We start from the raw sequence: 19,171 nt of genomic DNA, 5'->3' as shown, positions 1-19,171 counted from the left end.
ATTTCGGACATTACGAGGACCCATGTCAAGTCTTGGCGCAGTGCAACCCGAAAAGGGCCGCCGACATTCCGAGAGGTGAACGGGTCCGAGATCCATTATAGCGCGCTACGGAAGGCCATAGAGCCACCGGCGATTTGTCAAGACCCGGTCCGTCGCACGAGGCGAACGCTCAGCGACGGCGACCGAGTCGGGCACGGACGGCGATCCACAGTGGGCCGACCGCGATCCCCTCCTCTTCGACGAAGCGCTTCCGCGTGCGTGACCTGGCCACGAGCAGCATGGCGACGCCGAACCCGATCACGAGGTACTGCACGGAGAACGCGATCCTGAAACTGTCCATCGAGTAGTCGGCGCGAGAGCCGCCACTCACCGCGTCGATGATGAGGCCGATCAGGAACATGATGACGAAGCTCGCGAGGAACCCGCCGACGTTGACGATGCCGTTCGCGCCACCGAGTGCCCGGATGGGGTTGAAGGTCCTGGCGAAGTCGAACCCGATCAGCGACCCGGGCCCGCCGACCCCGACGACGACGAACAGGACGATGACGAGCCACATCGGAGGGACGCCGGGCCACAGGAGCAGGGCCGCCCATGCGAGGCCCATGACCGTCACGATGCAGAGCACCAGGTTGCTGCGTCGATACGGGAACCGTGCGGTGAGCACACCGATGATCGGTCCCGCGATCATGCCGGAGACGACGATCACGATGAGGAGTGACGCCGCCAGCGGCTGCGAGTACCCGAGTGCGTAGACCATGAACGGGAAGCCCCAGAGCAGGGTGAGGACGGTTCCGGAGGACTGGGTCACGAAGTGCGACCAGAACCCGAGACGGGTGCCGGGCCGCCGCAGGCTGACCACGACCTCGCGGACGACGTGTCTCCAGCTCTCCGGCCGAGGCGCCTCGTCCGACCCGGTTGGGCGGTCACGCACGACGATCAGCACGCCCACGAGGGCGAGGAGGACGAGACCCGCTGCGCCGAGGAACGCCGGCGACCACCCGAGGGCGTGCAGGACGAAGGAGAAGGGGACCGCAGACAGGACTTGGCCGATCTGCCCGATGTTCCCGACCCACTGCGAGACGATCGGCACGCGGTACGTCGGGAACCAGGAGTTCACGAGCCGGAGGACCGAGGTGAACACGGCGGCGTCGCCGAGGCCCACGAGCATCCGCCCGATGATGGCGCCTCCCAGTTCGGTCGTGAGCCCCAACCAGATCTGACCGATCATGACGACCGACAAACCGGCTGCGATGAGGATTCGTGGACCGAGGCGGTCGATGAGGACACCGACGGGGACCTGCATCGCGGCGTAGACGATCAGCTGCGCGACCGCCAGCGTCGAGAGCGCGGCGGCATCGATGTGGAACCGCCCCGTGGCGTCGACGGCTGCGACACCGAGGGTCGACCGCTGCATGACCGTGATGAGGTAGGCGAACACTCCGACGCCGAACACCCACCAGACGCGTCGAGATCCCACCGATCCAGTTTAGGCGCTCGAACGGTCCTCGTCGCCGTGCCGCCTGCTGGCGAGGAACTTCTCGAGTTCGGCCGCGATCTCGTCCGCGGTCGGCAGGGCGCCGTCGATGTCGGTCAGCGGTGACTTCGGGGAGTTGTCGGCCATGTAGGCGTCGTAGCGTTCCTCGAGCGTCGTGACGAGCTGACCGAGTTCGTGGTTCGTTCCGACCTGCTCGTCGATCTTGGCGAGGAAGTCCCGGCCGTCCTCGCGGAGGCGGTCCGTCGGGAAGATCAAGCCGGTCGCGGCGCTCAGGCTCTCGATGGCCATGATCGCCGCAGCGGGGAACTCCGTGTCGGCGAGGTAGTGCGGGACGAGGAGGACGAACGCCGCGATGCTGTCGCCGCGTTCGTAGAGACGGTGCTCGAGCAGGTGCAGCACGTTGGACGGCACCTGCGTCCGCGGGCGCCAGACCGACAGCGACTCGATGAGGTCGAAGCGGTTGCCGCTGACGGTGACGCCGATGGGTCGGGTGTGCGGAACCGGCATGGGGATCGCGTGGACCCAGGTCGTGTCGCTCACTCGGAACCGGTCGACGAGTTCCAGCACCGCGGCGACGAAACGCCCCCACAGGAAGTCCGGCTCGAAGCCGGTCAGGAGGAGGAACGGCGATCCGAGCTCGTCATGCGCGAGCGAGAGCGTCAACCGCGGCGGACGGTACTCCGTGAGGTGGTCCTGGTCGAAGGAGATGATCGGGCGGCGTGCGCGGTAGTCGAGCAGCACGTCGGCGTCGAACTCGGCGACGACCGTCGTGTCGAGCACCTCGTCGAGATAGGAGTTCAGCTGCCCGACCGCTCCCCCGGCGTCGGAGAAACCGGTGAGCCCCGCGACCAGGTGCAGGCCGGCCGGCACGTCGATCTCTGCGTGCACCTCGTAGAGGTCGTCTGGCGTAGGCATGGTCCAACTCTAAACGGGGGTGTCGTGGGGCTCCGCCCCTCTGGCCCCTCCTGGTACCGCCGAGAGCGAACAGCGGCGGCAGCGCGTCCGGCCCGCGGTGCGCGTGCCTACGATGGAAGCATGACGATCCCCGCACTGTCCGTCGTGTCCGCCACCGTGGAGCAGCTCGAGGGCGAGTTGCTCGTCCTCGCGGTGAGGCAGGGCCAGGACGGCCCGGAACTCCTCGCTCCCGAGCCCTACACGGTACTGACCGCAGAGCTTCCCGCCTTCGGTATCTCCGGGGCCGAAGACCAGGTGCGCCGGCTCCCCGATCGATTCGGCACCGCGGCGGGTCTCGTCCTCATGGGACTCGGCGCCGACACGGACCCCGCGGCCTTCCGTCGCGCCGCAGGCGCGGTGACCCGAGGGCTGGACGGCCACACCTCCATCACGTTCGCATTGACGGAGGAGACGGCGGAGGCAGCGGAAGCCGTCCTCGAAGGCGCGGCCATCGGCGCGTACCGCTACACCGCTTCCCGGGGCACCGGAACGCCGTCGGCGCCCGACCCCCTCGAGCGCGTCACGGTCGTCGTCCCGCCCGCCCTCGACGCCCCTGGCATCGATGTCGCCCAGCACGCTGCGGCGGTCGCCGAAGCCATCGGGCTCGTCAAGGACCTCGTCAACACCCCACCGAACGAGCTCTACCCGGCGACCTTCGCCGACGCCGCGCGGGCCGCCGTCGACGGCCTCGACGTCGAGGTCGAGGTATGGGACGAGACCCGCCTGGCGGAGGACGGCTTCGGCGGCATCCTCGGGGTCGGGCAGGGATCCTCACGGCCCCCGCGTCTCGTGAAGCTGAGCTACCACCCGGAGGCGGCTCGAACGCACCTCGCGCTCGTCGGCAAGGGCATCACCTTCGACAGCGGTGGGCTGTCGTTGAAGCCGCCGGTGTCGATGGTCGGCATGAAGTACGACATGACCGGGGCGGCCACCGTCCTCGCCGTCCTGGCCGCCGCCGCGCGCCTGGGAGTGCCGACGAGGCTCACCGCCTGGTTGTGTCTCGCCGAGAACCTCCCCTCCGGGACCGCGATCCGACCGAATGACGTCCTCACGATCCGTGGCGGTCGTACGGTCGAGGTCACCAACACCGACGCCGAGGGCCGTCTGGTCCTGGCCGACGGCCTGGTCGCCGCCGCTGAGGAGGAGCCCGACGCGATCATCGACGTCGCGACCCTCACCGGTGCCGCCGTGGTGGCGCTGGGCAACCGCTACACCGGGGTCATGGGCGACGCCGCGTTCGTGACCGACCTCATCGCGACCGGGTCCGGTGCCGACGAGCTCTTCTGGCCGATGCCGTTCCCAGCGGAACTCCGCAGGGTGCTCGACTCGGACGTGGCCGACCTCGCCAACGCGAAGCCGGGAACCACCGCGGGCGGCATGCTCGTCGCCGGGACCTTCCTCCAGGAGTTCATCCCCGAACGCACCGATGCCGAGGGCGTGGCGACCCGCATCCCGTGGGCGCACCTCGACATCGCCGGCAGCGCCATGAACGGCGACGCGGCGTACGGGTTCACCGCCAAGGGACCGACCGGTGTCGCGGTCCGCACGCTCCTCGCAATGGCCGAGGAGATTAGCCACCCGTAGTAAGGTCGATGGGGGCGGTTCGACCTGCCTCGACACCGCCGAACACACCACGACGGTTTCCGATCGACCACGAAGCACACACAAGGAGCAACGGAGTGTCCGAGCAGAATTTTGACCTGGTAGTCCTGGGAGGCGGAAGCGGCGGATACGCTGCGGCGCTGCGCGCTTCGCAGCTCGGCCTCACCGTCGGCATGATCGAGAAGGACAAGGTCGGCGGCACCTGCTTGCACCGCGGCTGCATCCCGACCAAGGCGCTGTTGCACTCCGCCGAGGTCGCCGACGCGTCCCGCGAGTCCGAGAAGTTCGGCGTCAAGTCGACCTTCGAGGGCATCGACATCGAGGGCGTCACGAAGTACCGCGAGGGCATCGTCGCGAAGAAGTACAAGGGCCTCCAGGGCCTCGTGAAGGCTCGTGGCATCACCACGATCGAGGGTGAGGGCCGTCTGGTCTCCCCGACGAGCGTGCAGGTCGGCGACGACCTCATCACCGGCAAGAACGTCATCCTCGCGACGGGTTCGTACAGCCGCTCGCTCCCCGGCCTCGAGATCGGCGGCCGTGTCATCACGAGCGAGCAGGCCCTGCAGCTCGACTTCGTGCCCAAGAAGGTCGCCGTGCTCGGCGGCGGCGTGATCGGTGTCGAGTTCGCCAGCGTGTGGAAGTCCTTCGGCACCGAGGTGACGATCATCGAGGCGCTCCCCCACCTGGTCCCCAACGAGGACGAGGCCATCAGCAAGGCTCTCGAGCGCGCGTTCCGCAAGCGCGGGATCGACTACTCACTCGGCGTCCGGTTCCAGGGCGTCACGCAGGACGACCAGGGCGTGCACATCACGCTCGAAGACGGCAAGACCATCGACGCCGAGCTGCTGCTCGTCGCCGTCGGCCGTGGCCCGTCGACCGCCGGCCTCGGTTTCGAGGAGGTCGGTGTCGCGATCGACCGCGGCTTCGTCATCACCAACGACCGCCTCGAGACGAACATCCCCGGCCTCTACGCCGTCGGCGACATCGTCCCCGGCCTCCAGCTCGCACACCGCGGCTTCCAGCAGGGCATCTTCGTCGCCGAGGAGATCGCCGGCCTCAAGCCGGTCGTCATCGAGGACATCAACATCCCGAAGGTCACCTACAGCGACCCTGAGATCGCTTCCGTCGGTCTGAGCGAGGCGAAGGCGGCGGAGCAGTACGGCGCCGACAACATCACGAGCTACGACTTCAACCTCGCCGGCAACGGCAAGAGCGAGATCATCGGCACGAGCGGCAACGTCAAGGTCATCCGGGTCAACGACGGTCCGGTGATCGGCGTCCACATGATCGGTGCCCGCGTCGGCGAGCTCATCGCCGAAGGCCAGCTCGCCGTCAACTGGGAGGCATACCCGGAGGACATCGCGCCGCTCATCCACGCGCACCCCACGCAGAACGAGGCGCTCGGCGAAGCATTCCTCGCGCTCGCAGGCAAGCCCCTGCACGCGCTGTGACGCGGCCCGAACACCCCAATAAGCTAAAGCACACACAACAGGTTTCAAAGGAGACAAGGTCATGAGCGAATCCGTCAGCCTCCCGGCACTCGGCGAGAGTGTCACCGAGGGTACGGTCACCCGCTGGCTGAAGAATGTCGGCGACACCGTGGAGGTCGACGAGCCGTTGCTCGAAGTTTCGACCGACAAGGTCGACACCGAGATCCCTTCGCCCGTCGCAGGTGTCATCGAAGCGATCCTCGTCCAGGAAGACGAGACCGTCGAGGTCGGTACCGCCCTCGTGACCATCGGTGATGGTTCGGGCGCGGCCGCAGCCGAAGAGCCCGCCCCCGCGGCGGAGCCGGCAGCTGAGGCCCCCGCCGCCGAGCCCGAACCTGCGCCGGCACCTGAGCCCGAGCCGGCTCCGGCTCCCGCCGCTGCTCCGGCTCCCGCTGCTGCTCCGGCTCCGACCGCTGCTCCGGCTCCGACCGCTGCTCCGGCTCCGGCACCTGCTGCCGCTCCGGCTCCCGCCGCTGCTCCGGCACCTGCTGCTTCCGAGCAGCCCTCCGGTGTCGTCAACTCCGGCTACGTCACGCCGCTCGTCCGCCGCCTGGCGAACCAGCACGGGGTCGACCTCAACACCGTCACCGGCACCGGTGTCGGTGGACGCATCCGCAAGGAGGACGTCCTCCAGGCACAGCGTGCCGGCAGCACGACCGACACCGAGACCGCAGCGGCACCCGCCGTCCAGGTCTCGGAACTCCGCGGCACGAGCAAGGCCATGTCGCGTCTGCGCAAGGTCGTAGCCGAGCGCGCCGTCGCTTCGATGCAGGGCACCGCCCAGCTCACGAGCGTCGTCGAGGTCGACGTCACGAAGGTCGCCGCACTGCGCACGGCCGTCAAGGACGAGTTCCTGGCCAAGACCGGCAACAAGCTCTCCTTCCTGCCGTTCTTCGCCCTCGCAGCCAGCGAGGCGCTCCAGACGTACCCGATCATCAACGCCACGGTCGACGGCGATCAGATCGTCTACCCGGAGACCGAGAACCTCGCGATCGCGGTCGACACCGAGCGTGGTCTCCTCACCCCGGTCATCCGTGACTCCGGCTCCAAGTCGATCGCGGAGCTCGGCGCGGAGATCGCCGACCTCGCCCAGCGGACGCGCGACAACAAGCTGCAGCCCGACGAACTCTCCGGTGGCACGTTCACGCTGACCAACACCGGATCGCGGGGTGCGCTCTTCGACACCCCGATCGTGTTCCTGCCGCAGTCGGCGATCCTCGGAACCGGCATCGTGACCAAGAAGCCTGTCGTCGTGACGGTCGACGGGGCTGACGCCATCGCCATCCGTTCGACGGTCTACCTCGCCCTGAGCTACGACCACCGGATCATCGACGGCGCGGACGCTGCACGCTTCCTCGTCCAGGTGAAGAACCGCCTCGAAGCAGGCGACTTCCGCGGCTCGCTCGGGATCTGATCGCAGCACGACCACCCGGGGATCACCGCCTCATCCGGCGGTGAAGACCTCCCGCAGACGCCAGCCCGTCTCGCCCCTCACCACGAGGAGCGTGACGGGCTGGCGTCGTTTCGGCGCAACGTCGTCCGTGGCCGCAGCCTCGGCCGTACCTCGAAGGACTGCCGCGTCGCCCTGGCGGTCGACGAGCTCCAGGGTCGCCGCCTCGATCGGTCCGATCCCGTCGCCGACCTGCTCCTCGTCCCCGAACGGCGATCCCGGTTCGACAGCTTCCCAGAGGCACGTTGCATCCGAACTCGAACGGCACTGGTCGCGTCTGAGCACGAGTGCGCGGGCGGCTGCGAGCGGATCATCGCCCTCCACGGCGTCGACGGCGTCTACGGCCTCGGCGGATGCGGCGGCATCGGCCTGCACGGAGGGGACCGGCGCAGGAGTGGAGGACCGGGGCTCCGGCGTCGAGGGCTGCTGCGAGCTCGATCCGGCGTCGGCGGTGCTCGGCGCCTCCGGCGGCAGGAGCACCATCGCGGTCGACGCCAGCACCACGGCCGCGCCTGCTCCGCCGAGGACCAGGCGACGGCGCGACGGGCTGCCGCGCCGCGCCTCCGGGCGGTCGGCGGCCGCGACGGGTGAGCGGCGACCCGGGCGCACGTCGAGACGCTGACGAAACCTCGCCGCCACGGGCGTGCGGCGTCTCGCCTCGGCGGCAGCACGTCTCGTCGGCGGCGTGGTCGCCCGCATCGCCCGGTCATGTTCGACGGCGGCACGGATGTCGTCGGCTGCGGTACCCGTCGGAGGATCGACGCGGTCCAGGAGGACCGGCAGGGGTCTCGCGAGGGCATGGATCCGTTGCTGCAGGCGGTTGGCGATCTCATGATCGGCGAGTCCTGGTGCGAGCTCCGCGACCCACGGCTCGGTCGTTGGCTGGTCGGCGGACGGCGTCGATCGCAGCACGCCGTCCATGAGTCTGGAGAACGCCGACCAGTCCTCGACGAACCCCGGGTCGGGGCGGCCGGTCCCGCCGCTGAGACCGGGTCGGTCGACGGCGACGGCCTGGGACCAACCGGCGAGGACCGGTCGACCGTCGGCGGCGAACGACACCGCCGTGGCCGCGATGCCACCGTGAGCGATGCCCGCGAGATGCGCCGCGCGGACGGCGTCGACCAGCGGAGCCAGGATGGTTACGGCTTCGCCCGGAGCGATCGACTCGCGGCGTCGCAACAACTCCCCCAGCGTGCCGCCGGCGAGCCGTTCGACCAGCAGGCACGGCAGACCGCCGGGATCCTCGGCGACATCGATGAGTTTCACGATGTGGGGATGGTCGAGACGCGACAGGATGGCCGTTCGGCGCCAGAGGCCCCGCTCGGCGGCGTCCGCCCTGGCGCGGAGCAGCACCGCATCGACGACGGTCGGAGCCAGGACCCCGCCGCCGCGACCGGCGGGATCGGCGTCGACGGGCACCGTCGAGTAGGCCGTCCACTCCTGGCCGGTGCCCAGGCGTCTGACGAGGCGACGGCCTGCCACGGTGACTGCTGCATCGGACGGATCGATCGACGTTTCCATACCCCGATCCTGTGACGTCCGGTATCCGCTGCCTCGGTCCACACCGATGGTTGTGGACAAGGAACCGGAGGGGTGCTCCTGTGGAGCACATCGCAGCATCACGACCCTCCGGCACCGGCTATCCTGGGTGTATGGCTCAGAAGGACGCGCCCCCGGCGGCGCAGAAGGAACCAGGGCGGATCAAGCAGCTCTGGCAGGTGTTCCAGCTCACCCGTCGCCACGACAAGGCGGCGCAGTGGTTGATGCTCGGTGGGTTCATCCTGCCGGTGCTCATCGGCATCGCCGTGGCGCTGCTGTTCTCCGCCGGCAACATCTTCGCGCTCGTCATGTGGATCATCGCGGGCGTGCTCGCGGGCATCCTGGCCGCGCTGTTCATCCTCACCCGTCGCGCGGACAAGGTCGTCTACACGCAGATCGAGGGTCGACCGGGTGCTGTCGGGCAGGTCCTCCGTGCAGCACCACGCTCGTGGCAGACGAGCGAGATGCCCGTCGCCGTGAACCCCAAGACCCAGGACGCGATCTACCGTGCCGTCGGCCGCGGCGGCGTCGCCCTGATCGCGGAAGGACCACGATCGCGGACCTCACGCCTGCTCGAGGACGAGAAGCGCAAGGTCACCCGTATCCTCCCGAACGTGCCGATCACGGTCTTCCACGTCGGCCCCGACGCCGACTCCGTGCAGCTCCGTCAGCTCTCCGGTGCCCTCCGGAAGGTCAAGAAGTCCCTGACCAACCCCGAGGTGCTCGCCGTGAGCAACCGCCTGTCGTCGTTCGGCACCCAGCTCCCGATCCCGAAGGGCGTCGACCCGATGCGGGTCCGCCCGCAGCGCGCACGCTGATCACCTGATATCGCGCGGAGTCTCCCGCGCAACCGCGACGGCCGCCCTCTCCGGAGGGCGGCCGTCGCTGCGTGTACCGATCGTCGACGCGGATTCAGCGCACGCGGAGGAGCACCGTGCCGGCGACCTTGTCGTGGAACCCGCGCTGGTCCGAGTCCCAGACGAGCGCCGGCACGACGACGCACAGGAGCACCGTCCGGACGACGGGTCGCCAGAGCCCGACCCACCCGCCCGTGAGCGGCATCAACCGCATGCCGCACAGGCGGTGACCGATGCTGCCACCGATCGTGGGGATGAACACGAGCTGCATGATCGCGAAGATGACGAGCGTCGCCGTGGCGTCGTAGGCGAAGAAGGCGACGGAGAGCACCACGGCGAGAGCCCAGTCGATCACGAGGGCGATGATGCGCCGCCCGACCCGCGCGACCGAACGGACGCCGCTCTCGGGAAGCCCGAGCCGTTCGCCAGGGAAGGCACTGGGAGGAAGCTCACCGAAGGTCCGTGGATTCTGCGGGGTCTGGGGCACTGTGCCATTCTATTCGGGCGGGGATTCTCGTAACATCCACGAAACATGGGTGTCATGGCGGGGTAACCCCCTCCCCGTAGTCTCACAGGTGGCTGCGCTGTGCAGCCTCCCTGTACCAACCCCATTTGGAGCCATTCACATGTTCAGTGATTCTTCCGAAGTGCTCAAGTTCATCAAGGACACCGATGTCAAGTTCCTCGACATCCGCTTCACGGACCTTCCCGGCGTGCAGCAGCACTTCAACATCCCGGCCAGCACCGTCGACGAGGAGTTCTTCACCGTCGGCCAGCTCTTCGATGGCTCGTCCATCCGTGGCTTCGCCAACATCCACGAGTCCGACATGCAGCTCATCCCGGATGTCTCCACCGCCTACATCGACGCCTTCCGTGCCGAGCGCACGCTCATCATGGTGTTCGACATCTACAACCCCCGCAACGGCGAGATCTACTCGAAGGACCCGCGTCAGGTCGCCAAGAAGGCTGAGAAGTACCTCGCCTCGACCGGCATCGCCGACACCGCGTTCTTCGCCCCCGAAGCAGAGTTCTACATCTTCGACGACGTCCGCTACGAGGTGAACCAGCACTCGAGCTTCTACTCGGTGGACTCCGAAGAGGGAGCCTGGAACACCGGTCGCGCCGAAGAGGGCGGCAACCTCGGCAACAAGACGCCGTACAAGGGTGGCTACTTCCCCGTCAGCCCCGTCGACAAGCAGGCCGACCTCCGCGACGACATCAGCCTCAAGCTGATCGACGCCGGCCTCATCCTCGAGCGCGCTCACCACGAAGTGGGCACCGGCGGCCAGGCCGAGATCAACTACCGCTTCGACACCATGGTCGCCGCGGCTGACGACATCCTGAAGTTCAAGTACATCGTCAAGAACACGGCTGAGCTGTGGGGCAAGACCGCGACCTTCATGCCGAAGCCGCTCTTCGGTGACAACGGTTCGGGCATGCACACGCACCAGTCGCTCTGGAGTGACGGCAAGCCGCTCTTCTACGACGAGAACGGCTACGGCGGCCTCTCCGACCTCGCCCGCTGGTACATCGGTGGTCTGCTGAAGCACGCTCCCGCGGTCCTCGCCTTCACGAACCCGACGGTGAACTCCTACCACCGCCTCGTCCCGGGCTTCGAAGCTCCGGTCAACCTGGTCTACTCGGCCGGCAACCGCTCGGCGTCGATCCGGATCCCGATCACGGGCACGAACCCGAAGGCGAAGCGCATCGAGTTCCGCGCGCCCGACGCCTCCGGCAACCCGTACCTCGCGTTCGCCGCGCAGCTGATGGCTGGCCTCGACGGCATCAAGAACCGCATTGAGCCGCACGAGCCCGTCGACAAGGACCTCTACGAGCTTCCCCCCGAGGAGGCCAAGAACATCCCGCAGGTGCCCGCGTCGCTCGGCGCCGCACTCGAGGCACTCGAGGCGGACCACGAGTTCCTGCTCGCCGGCAACGTCTTCACGCCGGAGCTCATCGAGACCTGGATCCAGTACAAGCGCGAGAACGAGATCAAGCCGCTGGCCCAGCGCCCGCACCCGTTCGAGTTCGAGCTGTACTACGGCGTCTGAGTCCCTTCAGCACCCCGAACCGCCCCGTCATCCTCCCGGATGGCGGGGCGGTTCCGCGTGATCGTGACGACGGGTGTGGCCGGCTCAGAGCCCGTAGAATCCGTGCTCGAAGACCGCGCGGGCTCGACGGGTGGCGGCGAGGTAGTCCTGCTCCAGGAGGCTCGCCGATCCGGTCGGGTACTCCAGCAGCCGTGCGACGCCCTCGAGCTGCAATCGGTCGCTCGGCAGCACGTCCTGGGTCTTGTTCAACCACAGGGTCATCGCCGAGCGGATCCGCGACGCCAGGATCCAAGCCTCACGAAGTCGGTCGGCGGACTCCCGATCGACCAGGTCCGCCTCCACCGCCGCGTCGAGTGCCCGGAGCGTCGACGTCGTCCGGAGCGCCGGGACATGGACTCCATGTTCGAGCTGCAGAAGCTGCACGAACCACTCGACATCGCTGAGCGATCCGCGGCCGAGTTTGAGGTGTCGGGTCGGATCAGCGCCCTGCGGCAGTCGTTCGTTCTCCACCCGTGCCTTGATCCGCTTCACCTCACGGACGGACTGCTCGCTGATGTCCGCCGGATAGCGGACGGTGTCGGCCACCTCGGTGAAGGCGGCGATGAGGTCCGGATCGCCGACGACGCCGGCAGCCCGCAGGAGCGCCTGCGCCTCCCAAGTGAGTGACCATCGCGCGTAGTAGTTCCGGTAGGAGTCGAGGGACCGCACGAGAGGCCCGTTCTTACCCTCCGGACGCAGGTCGAGGTCGAGGTCGAGCGGGAGGCGGGCGTCCTCGCTCAACCGGTTGAGCTCCGCGGCGATCGCGGCCGCCTGCCGTTGCGCGAGCTGTGGATCGACGTCCGGTAGCGCCCGGAACACGTAGAGGACGTCCAGGTCCGACCCGAGGCCCAACTCGGCACCGCCGTACCGTCCCATCGCGATGATCGCGAACTCGATGTCGGCTCCGAGCCCGCCGATACGGCGGACCGCGCCGAGGAGCCCGGCCAGCGTGGCCGTCGAGACATCGGTGAGTCCGGAGGCCAGCCCCTGGACGTCGAGCATGCCGACGGTGGAGGACATCGCGAGGCGCAGGACCTCGCGTCGTCGCACCGCGCGGATGGCCGCAGCTGCGGAGTCGGGCGAGTCGTGTCGTCGGAGGATCGCAGCGATCTCCTCGCCGAGCGCCGCCGACGACCTGGGGCGGAGGTCTTCATCGCCGGCGAGCCACGCAGCGGACTCCGGGATCCGGTCCATCAGCTCGCCGATGAACCGCGATCCGGACAGGACCCGGGTGAGGCGCTCCGCCGCACCCGAGGAGTCGCGCAGCATCCGCAGGAACCAGTGCGACTCACCGAGCGACTCACTGAGCCGTCGGAACGCGAGCAGGCCGTAGTCGGGATCGGCGCCGTCGGCGAACCATCCGAGCATGACGGGGAGGAGATGCCGTTGGATGTTCGCGCGTCGAGACACCCCGGCGGTGAGGGCGCCGATGTGGGCCAGCGCGCCGCGGGGGTCGACGAAGCCGATCGCCGCGAGCCGGGCCTCCGCCTGCCCGCTGGTCAAACTCAGTCCGCTCTCGGGCAGGGCGGCGACCGCCGAGAGCAACGGGCGGTAGAAGAGCCGCTCGTGCAGTTGCCGGACACCGTGCTTCGTCGTCTCCCACCGGGAGACGAGCGCCTGGGCGGTCGTCGCGAGCGTACTCGAGCGTGCCAGCGACCGGAGCGACGGCTCATCGCGCGGCATCATGTGGGTGCGCTGGAGCCGCGTCAGCTGCAAGCGGTGTTCCAGGACCCGGAGGAGCCGGTAGTCGTGCGCGAACTCCTGCGCTTCGGCGCGACCGATGTACCCGGCCGTGGCGAGGCCGTCGAGCGCGGCGAGGGTGCCCCGCTGGTGGACGGAGTCGTCGAGCTGGCCGTGGACCAGCTGCAGGAGCTGCACGGTGAACTCGATGTCGCGGAGACCACCCGGACCGAGCTTCAACTGGTAGTGGACGTCCTCCGCGGGGATGTTCTCGGTGACCCGCTCCCGCATGCGCTGGACCGACTCGACGAAGCCCTCGCGGGAGGCACTCCCCCACACCTTCGGCTGCACCGCCTCGATGTAGCGCGCTCCGAGCTCCAGATCGCCGGCGAGGGCCCTGGCCTTGAGGAGCGCCTGGAACTCCCAGCTCTTCGCCCACCGGTCGTAGTAGACGAGGTGCGACTCGAGGGTCCGTACCAGGGCACCCGCCTTGCCCTCCGGACGCAGGTTCGGGTCGACCTCCCAGAGGCTCGGCTCGAGACCGGCCTGGCCGAGACCGCGCATGGTGAGGACGGCGAGTCGGGTGGCGATCTCGACGGCGCGACCGTTGTCGAGGCCACCCTCGTCATCCCCCGAGCCCTCACCGACGAAGATGACGTCCACGTCGGAGACGTAGTTGAGCTCGCGCGCGCCGGCCTTGCCCATACCGATGATGGCGAACCGCGTCGCCGCGACCTCCTCACGCGGATAGACGCCGGGGCCCCGCACGCCGCTGGTCTGCGTTCTGGCGACCGCTATCGACGCCTCCAGGGCGCCCGCAGCGAGGTCGGAGAGGGCACTGGCGACCCGGTCGAGGACGATGATGGGATCGGGGGCGCAGAGATCGAAGAGCGCGACCTCAGCGAGCAGGCGGCGGTAGACGACGCGGATCGCATCCCAGGCCGGTTCCTCGACGATCTCCGCGAAGCCGTCCGCGGCGCCGACGCTCGCGAGCAGCTCATCGCGAGCTTCGCCGAGGGTCGGGACCCTCGTGACCGGCAACTCGAAGACCGACAACTGGTCGGGGTGCCGCAGGAAGAAGTCGATGAACCCCTGCGATGCGCCCAACAACCGGAACAAGCGTTCGGTCGACGCCTGATCGGCGAGGAGCCCGGCAAGCTCGTCCGGCGACTTCCGGCCGATCATGAGCACGCCGACCAGCGCTGCGTCGGGATCCGCCGCGACGGCGAACGACGGCGTGATGACCGCCGGGTCGACCGGGACGAGCGCGGCGAGTTCCTGCAGCCGATCCCGCGCCTCACCGAGACCGGTGAAGCCGAGCCTCGCGAGGGTGCTGAGTGAGATGTTCTCCCGGACCATACGACCCACCGGCCCCCTCGGTTAGAGCATCTCCAGGTTGCTGGCCAACTCGAACGGGGTCACCTGGGCGCGGTACTCCTGCCACTCCTGGCGCTTGTTGAGCAGGACGTAGTTGAAGACCTGCTCACCGAGCGTCTCCGCGACGAGCTCGGAACCCTCCATGAGGCTCACGGCGCGGTCGAGGCTGGCGGGCAGGGCGTTGTACCCGAGGGCACGACGCTCCGTGTCGGAGAGGGTCCAGACGTTGTCCTCGGCCTCGGGGGGGAGCTCGTAGCCCTCTTCGATGCCCTTCAGGCCGGCCGCGAGCATGAGCGAGAACGCGAGGTACGGGTTGGCCGCCGAATCGATGGCGCGGTACTCGACCCGAGCGCTCTGCCCCTTGTTGGGCTTGTAGAGCGGAACGCGGACGAGCGCCGAGCGGTTGTTGTGACCCCAGCAGACGAAGCTCGGCGCCTCCGAGAGCTTGTTCGGTCCGACGCCACCCCACAGTCGCTTGTAGGAGTTGACGAACTGGTTGGTGACCGCGGTGATCTCCGGAGCGTGCGTGAGGAGCCCGGCGATGAACTGTCGGCCCGTCTTGGAGAGCTGGTACTGCGCTCCGGCCTCGTAGAACGCGTTGGAATCGCCCTCGAACAGCGACATGTGCGTGTGCATGCCGCTCCCCGGCTGGTGGACGAGGGGCTTCGGCATGAAGGTCGCGTAGACGCCCTGCTCGATCGCCACCTCCTTCACGACGGTGCGGAAGGTCATGATGTTGTCCGCCGTGGTGAGGGCGTCCGCGTAGCGGAGGTCGATCTCGTTCTGACCCGGCCCGGCCTCATGGTGGCTGAACTCGACGGAGATGCCCAGGTCTTCCAGCATCCGGACGGAGCGACGACGGAAGTCGTGCGCGGTACCACCGGGGACGTTGTCGAAGTACCCGGCGGAGTCCACGGGCTCCGGACCGTCGACGCCGTACTGCGAGGACTTCAGGAGGTAGAACTCGATCTCGGGGTGCGTGTAGAAGGTGAACCCCATGTCGGCCGCCTTGGCCAGGGTGCGCTTCAGGACGTTCCGCGGGTCGGCCACGGCCGGCTGGCCGTCGGGCGTCGTGATGTCGCAGAACATGCGCGCGGTCGGGTCGATCTCGCCGCGCCACGGGAGGATCTGGAAGGTCGTCGGATCCGGGTGCGCGAGCAGGTCCGACTCGTAGGAACGGCTGAGCCCCTCGATCGCGGAACCGTCGAAGCCGAGGCCTTCGGAGAACGCGCCTTCGACCTCGGCCGGCGCGATGGCGACGGACTTGAGGGTGCCCACGACGTCGGTGAACCACAGCCGGACGAACTTGACGCCCCGCTCCTCGATCGTGCGGAGAACGAAGTCGCGCTGCTTATCCATCTGCCCCTCTTCCTTCGGCCGGCGGCCCATGTCTAGGCTACTGGCTCCGTCCGTCTTCGCGCTCATCAGCACGCCAGGCGGAGGCGTTCGACCGGTCCGTCACCACCAGGCGAGGACATAGATCGTCGTCCAGAGCGCGGTCGCCGCCCACAGCGTCGAGATCGCCACGGTCCTGACCCGCGAACCGCGGCGCGCCCCCTCCCAGACCGGCACCAGGCCCATGCAGCTGACGAGGAGCGCGATCGACAGCCACGGGAGGGCGGCCGGGACGCCGATCAGCCCGACCGCCGGGCTCGACAGGCCGTCGCGCACGAGCAGTGCGGCCGCACCCACGGCCCAACTCGCGCCGAACACCGGCGCGATCCCCAGGCGGAGTCCGGCCTGCACCGGTTCGTGTCTGAGCGCCTGGGCGAACAGTCGGTAGGCCCAAGCGATGGACCACCCGATCGCGACCAGGGCGAACAGGATCGGGAGCACGAGGACGGGCCACGGCCCGCCGATCCCGGCCGTGTCCGCCGACCACCTGGCGCTCGTCGAGACGTCGGCGGCGTCGATGACGGGGATCGCGGCGTCGTCGCCGGCGCACAGTGCCGCTCGGTGGCTCGAGGGTTCGCTCAGCCAGGAGCGGACCATGACCGACGCGCAGGAGCTGTTCGCCGTGGGGACCGCGCCGGAGCCGGGGAAGACCGCGGCGACGGCCGCGGTGGCCAGGTCGGTGGGTGGGGACGCCCAGGCGGCGTCCTGCTCGGGTGCACTGACGACGAGGAGGGGGAGGTCGAGTGGCGGTGGAGTGGGGCTCGCCGCCACACCGAACGCGGTACAGGCCGCCGCGGCGACGTCCTCGAGGAGGGTCGTCGTCTGGGGCTCGGGACCTGTCCGTTCGGTCGCTCCCGGCCAGGCGGCCGTCGAACACCCGAGCACGCGGCCGAGGACGCCACCCCGCGAGAGGTCGTCGACCGCCGCAGCGGCCAGCGGGTCGAGCGGGGCGCGGTGGCCGTCCGCGACGGTCTCCAACAGGACAGGCAGGGCCGCCTGGGTCGTCGGGTCGGACAGACCGTGCGAGACGAGGGCGAGCAATGCGTCGCCACCGATCGTCGTCGGCCGCGCTCCCCCTGTCCGGTGCGGGCTCGCCGTGAGCGCCTCGCTCGCCGCCGTCAGCCGCTCAGCCGACCAGGAGGTGTCGAGGATCGGTGCCGAAGCGGTCGCCGGTCCTGCATCACTCGTTCCGGTCTCCTCGGGGGTCGACGGAGACGGTGCGCGATCGTCGCCCCGCGCGCGGATCATGGAGAGCGAAGCTTCGACCCCTCCGGAGGACACGATCCCCGGCGCGCCCAGATCAGGTCCGTCGAGGAGGACCCCCTCGACGCCCTCCGGGTCGACGCCCGTCGCCGTGAGCGCGACACCGGCCGAGGAACCGACCGCCAGCAGGGTCCAGCGCGCATAGCCCAGTTCCTGCCGGAGGTCCCGCAGGTCCGCAGCCGCAGCCTGCACCCCGAAGTCGCTCGCCGAGAAGCCGTCCTCCTGCCAGGCCTCGGCACAGCCGGTGAAGGCGGCGGCGACGGCGGCGACCCGTTCCTCCCGGCTCCCCTCGGTGCCGAGCGCCGACCGGAACGCCTCGACCGCCGGATCGCATGCCAGCGTCGGGGCCGCATCCGCTCCGCCTCGGCGCTCGACGAAGACCACGTCGCGGTCGGCCGCGAGTCCACGCTCGACCGCCAGCGCGGAGACGTCGAGTTCGGAGAGCGGTGTGTCTCCGGCGAGGTAGACGAGGGGCATCCGACCGGTGTCCAACGTCGCCGGCACCACCACATATGGGAGCGTCGCCTGGGCCGATTCGGCCACCTCCCGCGAGATCGGGACGCTCAGCTCACCGCAGCGAGAGCCACCCGGCACCTCGACCACGCACTCGGCCGTGCGGACCTCGGCCCGAGCCGTCGGCGCGGCGAGCACCGGAAGGGCCGGCAGCAGGATGACGGCGGCCACGAGGACCACGGCCGTTCTCCAGGGCGCGCTGCGTAGCCTTTGCGGACGGTCGATCCTGTGCATGTTCCCCCCGCTCGAGCTTCATCGCTCGGCCCATCCTGGCGGAACACACCGCAGTGGCGGAAGAGGGCAGACCCGCACTCCCATCGCCACGCGAGGCGGGGGATCAGTCGTCGGCGGCTTCCTCGGCGTCCCACTTGGCGCTGTTCGCGCGCAAACGGTCGAGCGCGTGCGAGGCCTCCGCGGCCGTCTCGAAGGGGCCGACACGGTCGACGACGCTCGACTCGAAGCCGAACTCGACCTGACCGGTCTTCGTGTTGTACCAGTACTGCTCGGACGGTTCTTTGGCCACGGCACTGCTCCCCTGCTCGGTTAGGCTCGATCTTATGCCTTTCGACTCCGCAGGTCACCTGATCCCCGGCCTCGTCGGCCGTCCGCGAACGGTGCCGGCGACGATCGCCAGACCGGAGTACGTCGGTCGCGCGGCTCCGGCCGCTGACGACCGAGGTGACCTCTACACGCCCGAGGAGATCGAGCGGATCCGCGTCGCCGGGACCATCGCGGCCGACGCGATCCAGGCGGTCGGAGCGGCCGTCCGCCCCGGTGTCACGACGGACGAACTGGACGCCATCGGACACGCCTTCGTCGTCGGCGCCGGCGCATACCCGTCGACTCTCGGTTACCGCGGGTACCCGAAGTCCATCTGCAGCTCTGTGAATGAAGTGATCTGCCACGGCATCCCGGACGACACCGCGCTGCGTGACGGCGACCTGATCAACATCGACATCACGGCCTACCTCGACGGCGTCCACGGTGACAGCAACGTCACCTTCCTCATCGGTGACGCCGCAGAGGAGACCCGCCTCCTCGTGGAACGCACGAGGGAGGCACTGAACCGCGGGATCAAAGCGGTCGCGCCCGGCCGCCAGATCAACGTGATCGGACGGGCGATCGAGTCCTACGCCAAGCGGTTCGGCTACGGCGTCGTGCGCGACTTCACCGGCCACGGGGTCGGCAGGTCGTTCCACTCGGGCCTCATCGTCCCCCACTACGACGCGGCGCCGCAGTACGACACCGTCATGGAGGTCGGCATGGTCTTCACGATCGAACCGATGCTCACCATCGGGGCGCAGGAGTGGGAGCAGTGGGACGACGATTGGACGGTCACGACGCGGGACCGGTCCCTGACGGCCCAGTTCGAACACACCCTCGTCGTGACCGAACGTGGTGCCGAGGTCCTCACGCTCCCAAGCGGGATCGACACCACTGCAGCGCCCCGAGCGCTCTAGGCTGGA

General features: G+C 69.0%; 14 protein-coding genes. 6 read left to right on the top strand and 8 right to left on the bottom strand.

Going from position 1 to position 19,171, the window contains the following annotated elements; genetic code table 11:
- Window positions 1-169: 169 nt before the first annotated feature.
- Both ITJ57_RS10515 and ITJ57_RS10510 read right to left on the bottom strand, forming a co-directional pair.
- Window positions 170-1,477, bottom strand: a complete 1,308-nt coding sequence (locus tag ITJ57_RS10515) for an MFS transporter (RefSeq protein ID WP_194669962.1) — start codon at window positions 1,475-1,477, stop codon at window positions 170-172.
- Between the two features lie 9 nt (window positions 1,478-1,486).
- Window positions 1,487-2,410 (bottom strand): proteasome assembly chaperone family protein, encoded by a 924-nt coding sequence (locus ITJ57_RS10510; protein ID WP_194669961.1) that lies wholly within the window; start codon window positions 2,408-2,410, stop codon window positions 1,487-1,489.
- Window positions 2,411-2,530: 120 nt separating this feature from the next.
- Between ITJ57_RS10510 and ITJ57_RS10505 the strand changes: the two genes are divergently transcribed.
- The 3 genes from ITJ57_RS10505 (at window position 2,531) to ITJ57_RS10495 (ending at window position 6,955) form a co-directional block, all read left to right on the top strand.
- A complete protein-coding gene (locus ITJ57_RS10505; RefSeq protein ID WP_194669960.1) occupies window positions 2,531-4,033 on the top strand; it encodes a leucyl aminopeptidase in 1,503 nt (500 codons plus the stop codon).
- Window positions 4,034-4,128: 95 nt separating this feature from the next.
- Window positions 4,129-5,502, top strand: a complete 1,374-nt coding sequence (lpdA, locus tag ITJ57_RS10500; protein WP_194669959.1) for a dihydrolipoyl dehydrogenase — start codon at window positions 4,129-4,131, stop codon at window positions 5,500-5,502.
- 61 nt (window positions 5,503-5,563) lie between these two features.
- The gene (locus ITJ57_RS10495) at window positions 5,564-6,955 is read left to right on the top strand and encodes a 2-oxo acid dehydrogenase subunit E2 (protein ID WP_194669958.1); all 1,392 of its coding nucleotides are present in this window, start codon (window positions 5,564-5,566) and stop codon (window positions 6,953-6,955) included.
- 30 nt (window positions 6,956-6,985) lie between these two features.
- Here the strand turns inward: ITJ57_RS10495 and ITJ57_RS10490 are convergent, their stop codons facing one another.
- Window positions 6,986-8,512 (bottom strand): hypothetical protein, encoded by a 1,527-nt coding sequence (locus ITJ57_RS10490; RefSeq protein ID WP_194669957.1) that lies wholly within the window; start codon window positions 8,510-8,512, stop codon window positions 6,986-6,988.
- Window positions 8,513-8,643: 131 nt separating this feature from the next.
- Between ITJ57_RS10490 and ITJ57_RS10485 the strand changes: the two genes are divergently transcribed.
- A complete protein-coding gene (locus ITJ57_RS10485; protein ID WP_056005980.1) occupies window positions 8,644-9,348 on the top strand; it encodes a DUF4191 domain-containing protein in 705 nt (234 codons plus the stop codon).
- Between the two features lie 94 nt (window positions 9,349-9,442).
- Here ITJ57_RS10485 and ITJ57_RS10480 read toward each other — a convergent pair whose 3' ends face one another.
- The gene (locus tag ITJ57_RS10480; protein ID WP_194669956.1) at window positions 9,443-9,874 is read right to left on the bottom strand and encodes an RDD family protein; all 432 of its coding nucleotides are present in this window, start codon (window positions 9,872-9,874) and stop codon (window positions 9,443-9,445) included.
- 139 nt (window positions 9,875-10,013) lie between these two features.
- Between ITJ57_RS10480 and glnA the strand changes: the two genes are divergently transcribed.
- Window positions 10,014-11,438, top strand: a complete 1,425-nt coding sequence (gene glnA / locus ITJ57_RS10475; RefSeq protein ID WP_056005986.1) for a type I glutamate--ammonia ligase — start codon at window positions 10,014-10,016, stop codon at window positions 11,436-11,438.
- Between the two features lie 84 nt (window positions 11,439-11,522).
- On the opposite strand, the gene ITJ57_RS10470 is transcribed toward glnA, so the two are convergent.
- The 4 genes from ITJ57_RS10470 to ITJ57_RS10455 all read right to left on the bottom strand — a co-directional run bounded on the left by ITJ57_RS10470 (window position 11,523) and on the right by ITJ57_RS10455 (window position 18,228).
- Window positions 11,523-14,516 carry a bifunctional [glutamine synthetase] adenylyltransferase/[glutamine synthetase]-adenylyl-L-tyrosine phosphorylase gene (locus ITJ57_RS10470; protein ID WP_194670381.1) on the bottom strand — a complete coding sequence of 998 codons (2,994 nt, stop codon included), beginning with the start codon at window positions 14,514-14,516 and terminating at the stop codon, window positions 11,523-11,525.
- Between the two features lie 21 nt (window positions 14,517-14,537).
- Window positions 14,538-15,893, bottom strand: coding sequence for a glutamine synthetase family protein (locus tag ITJ57_RS10465; RefSeq protein ID WP_056005992.1), 1,356 nt, complete (start codon window positions 15,891-15,893; stop codon window positions 14,538-14,540).
- A gap of 99 nt (window positions 15,894-15,992) precedes the next feature.
- Entirely contained in the window at window positions 15,993-17,885 is a 1,893-nt protein-coding gene (locus tag ITJ57_RS10460; protein WP_194669955.1) for a hypothetical protein, read from the bottom strand.
- 157 nt (window positions 17,886-18,042) lie between these two features.
- Window positions 18,043-18,228 (bottom strand): SPOR domain-containing protein, encoded by a 186-nt coding sequence (locus tag ITJ57_RS10455; RefSeq protein ID WP_194669954.1) that lies wholly within the window; start codon window positions 18,226-18,228, stop codon window positions 18,043-18,045.
- Between the two features lie 34 nt (window positions 18,229-18,262).
- Between ITJ57_RS10455 and map the strand changes: the two genes are divergently transcribed.
- A complete protein-coding gene (gene map / locus ITJ57_RS10450; RefSeq protein WP_194669953.1) occupies window positions 18,263-19,165 on the top strand; it encodes a type I methionyl aminopeptidase in 903 nt (300 codons plus the stop codon).
- Window positions 19,166-19,171 lie beyond the last annotated feature (6 nt).

The organism is Plantibacter sp. VKM Ac-2880 (assembly GCF_015351235.1).
Classification (GTDB): Bacteria; Actinomycetota; Actinomycetes; order Actinomycetales; family Microbacteriaceae; genus Plantibacter.
The sequence above is the reverse complement of the archived record's forward strand: the minus strand, read 5'-3'. Positions and strand labels throughout refer to the sequence as shown.

What these genes read in the sequence shown, in the direction of transcription:
- ITJ57_RS10490 (WP_194669957.1), bottom strand. Translation starts at nt 8,512, where the DNA reads ATGGAAACGTCGATCGATCCGTCCGATGCAGCAGTCACCGTGGCAGGC.
- ITJ57_RS10465 (WP_056005992.1), bottom strand. Translation starts at nt 15,893, where the DNA reads ATGGATAAGCAGCGCGACTTCGTTCTCCGCACGATCGAGGAGCGGGGC.
- ITJ57_RS10505 (WP_194669960.1), top strand. Translation starts at nt 2,531, where the DNA reads ATGACGATCCCCGCACTGTCCGTCGTGTCCGCCACCGTGGAGCAGCTC.
- ITJ57_RS10510 (WP_194669961.1), bottom strand. Translation starts at nt 2,410, where the DNA reads ATGCCTACGCCAGACGACCTCTACGAGGTGCACGCAGAGATCGACGTG.
- glnA (WP_056005986.1), top strand. Translation starts at nt 10,014, where the DNA reads ATGTTCAGTGATTCTTCCGAAGTGCTCAAGTTCATCAAGGACACCGAT.
- map (WP_194669953.1), top strand. Translation starts at nt 18,263, where the DNA reads ATGCCTTTCGACTCCGCAGGTCACCTGATCCCCGGCCTCGTCGGCCGT.
- ITJ57_RS10470 (WP_194670381.1), bottom strand. Translation starts at nt 14,516, where the DNA reads ATGGTCCGGGAGAACATCTCACTCAGCACCCTCGCGAGGCTCGGCTTC.
- ITJ57_RS10485 (WP_056005980.1), top strand. Translation starts at nt 8,644, where the DNA reads ATGGCTCAGAAGGACGCGCCCCCGGCGGCGCAGAAGGAACCAGGGCGG.
- ITJ57_RS10495 (WP_194669958.1), top strand. Translation starts at nt 5,564, where the DNA reads ATGAGCGAATCCGTCAGCCTCCCGGCACTCGGCGAGAGTGTCACCGAG.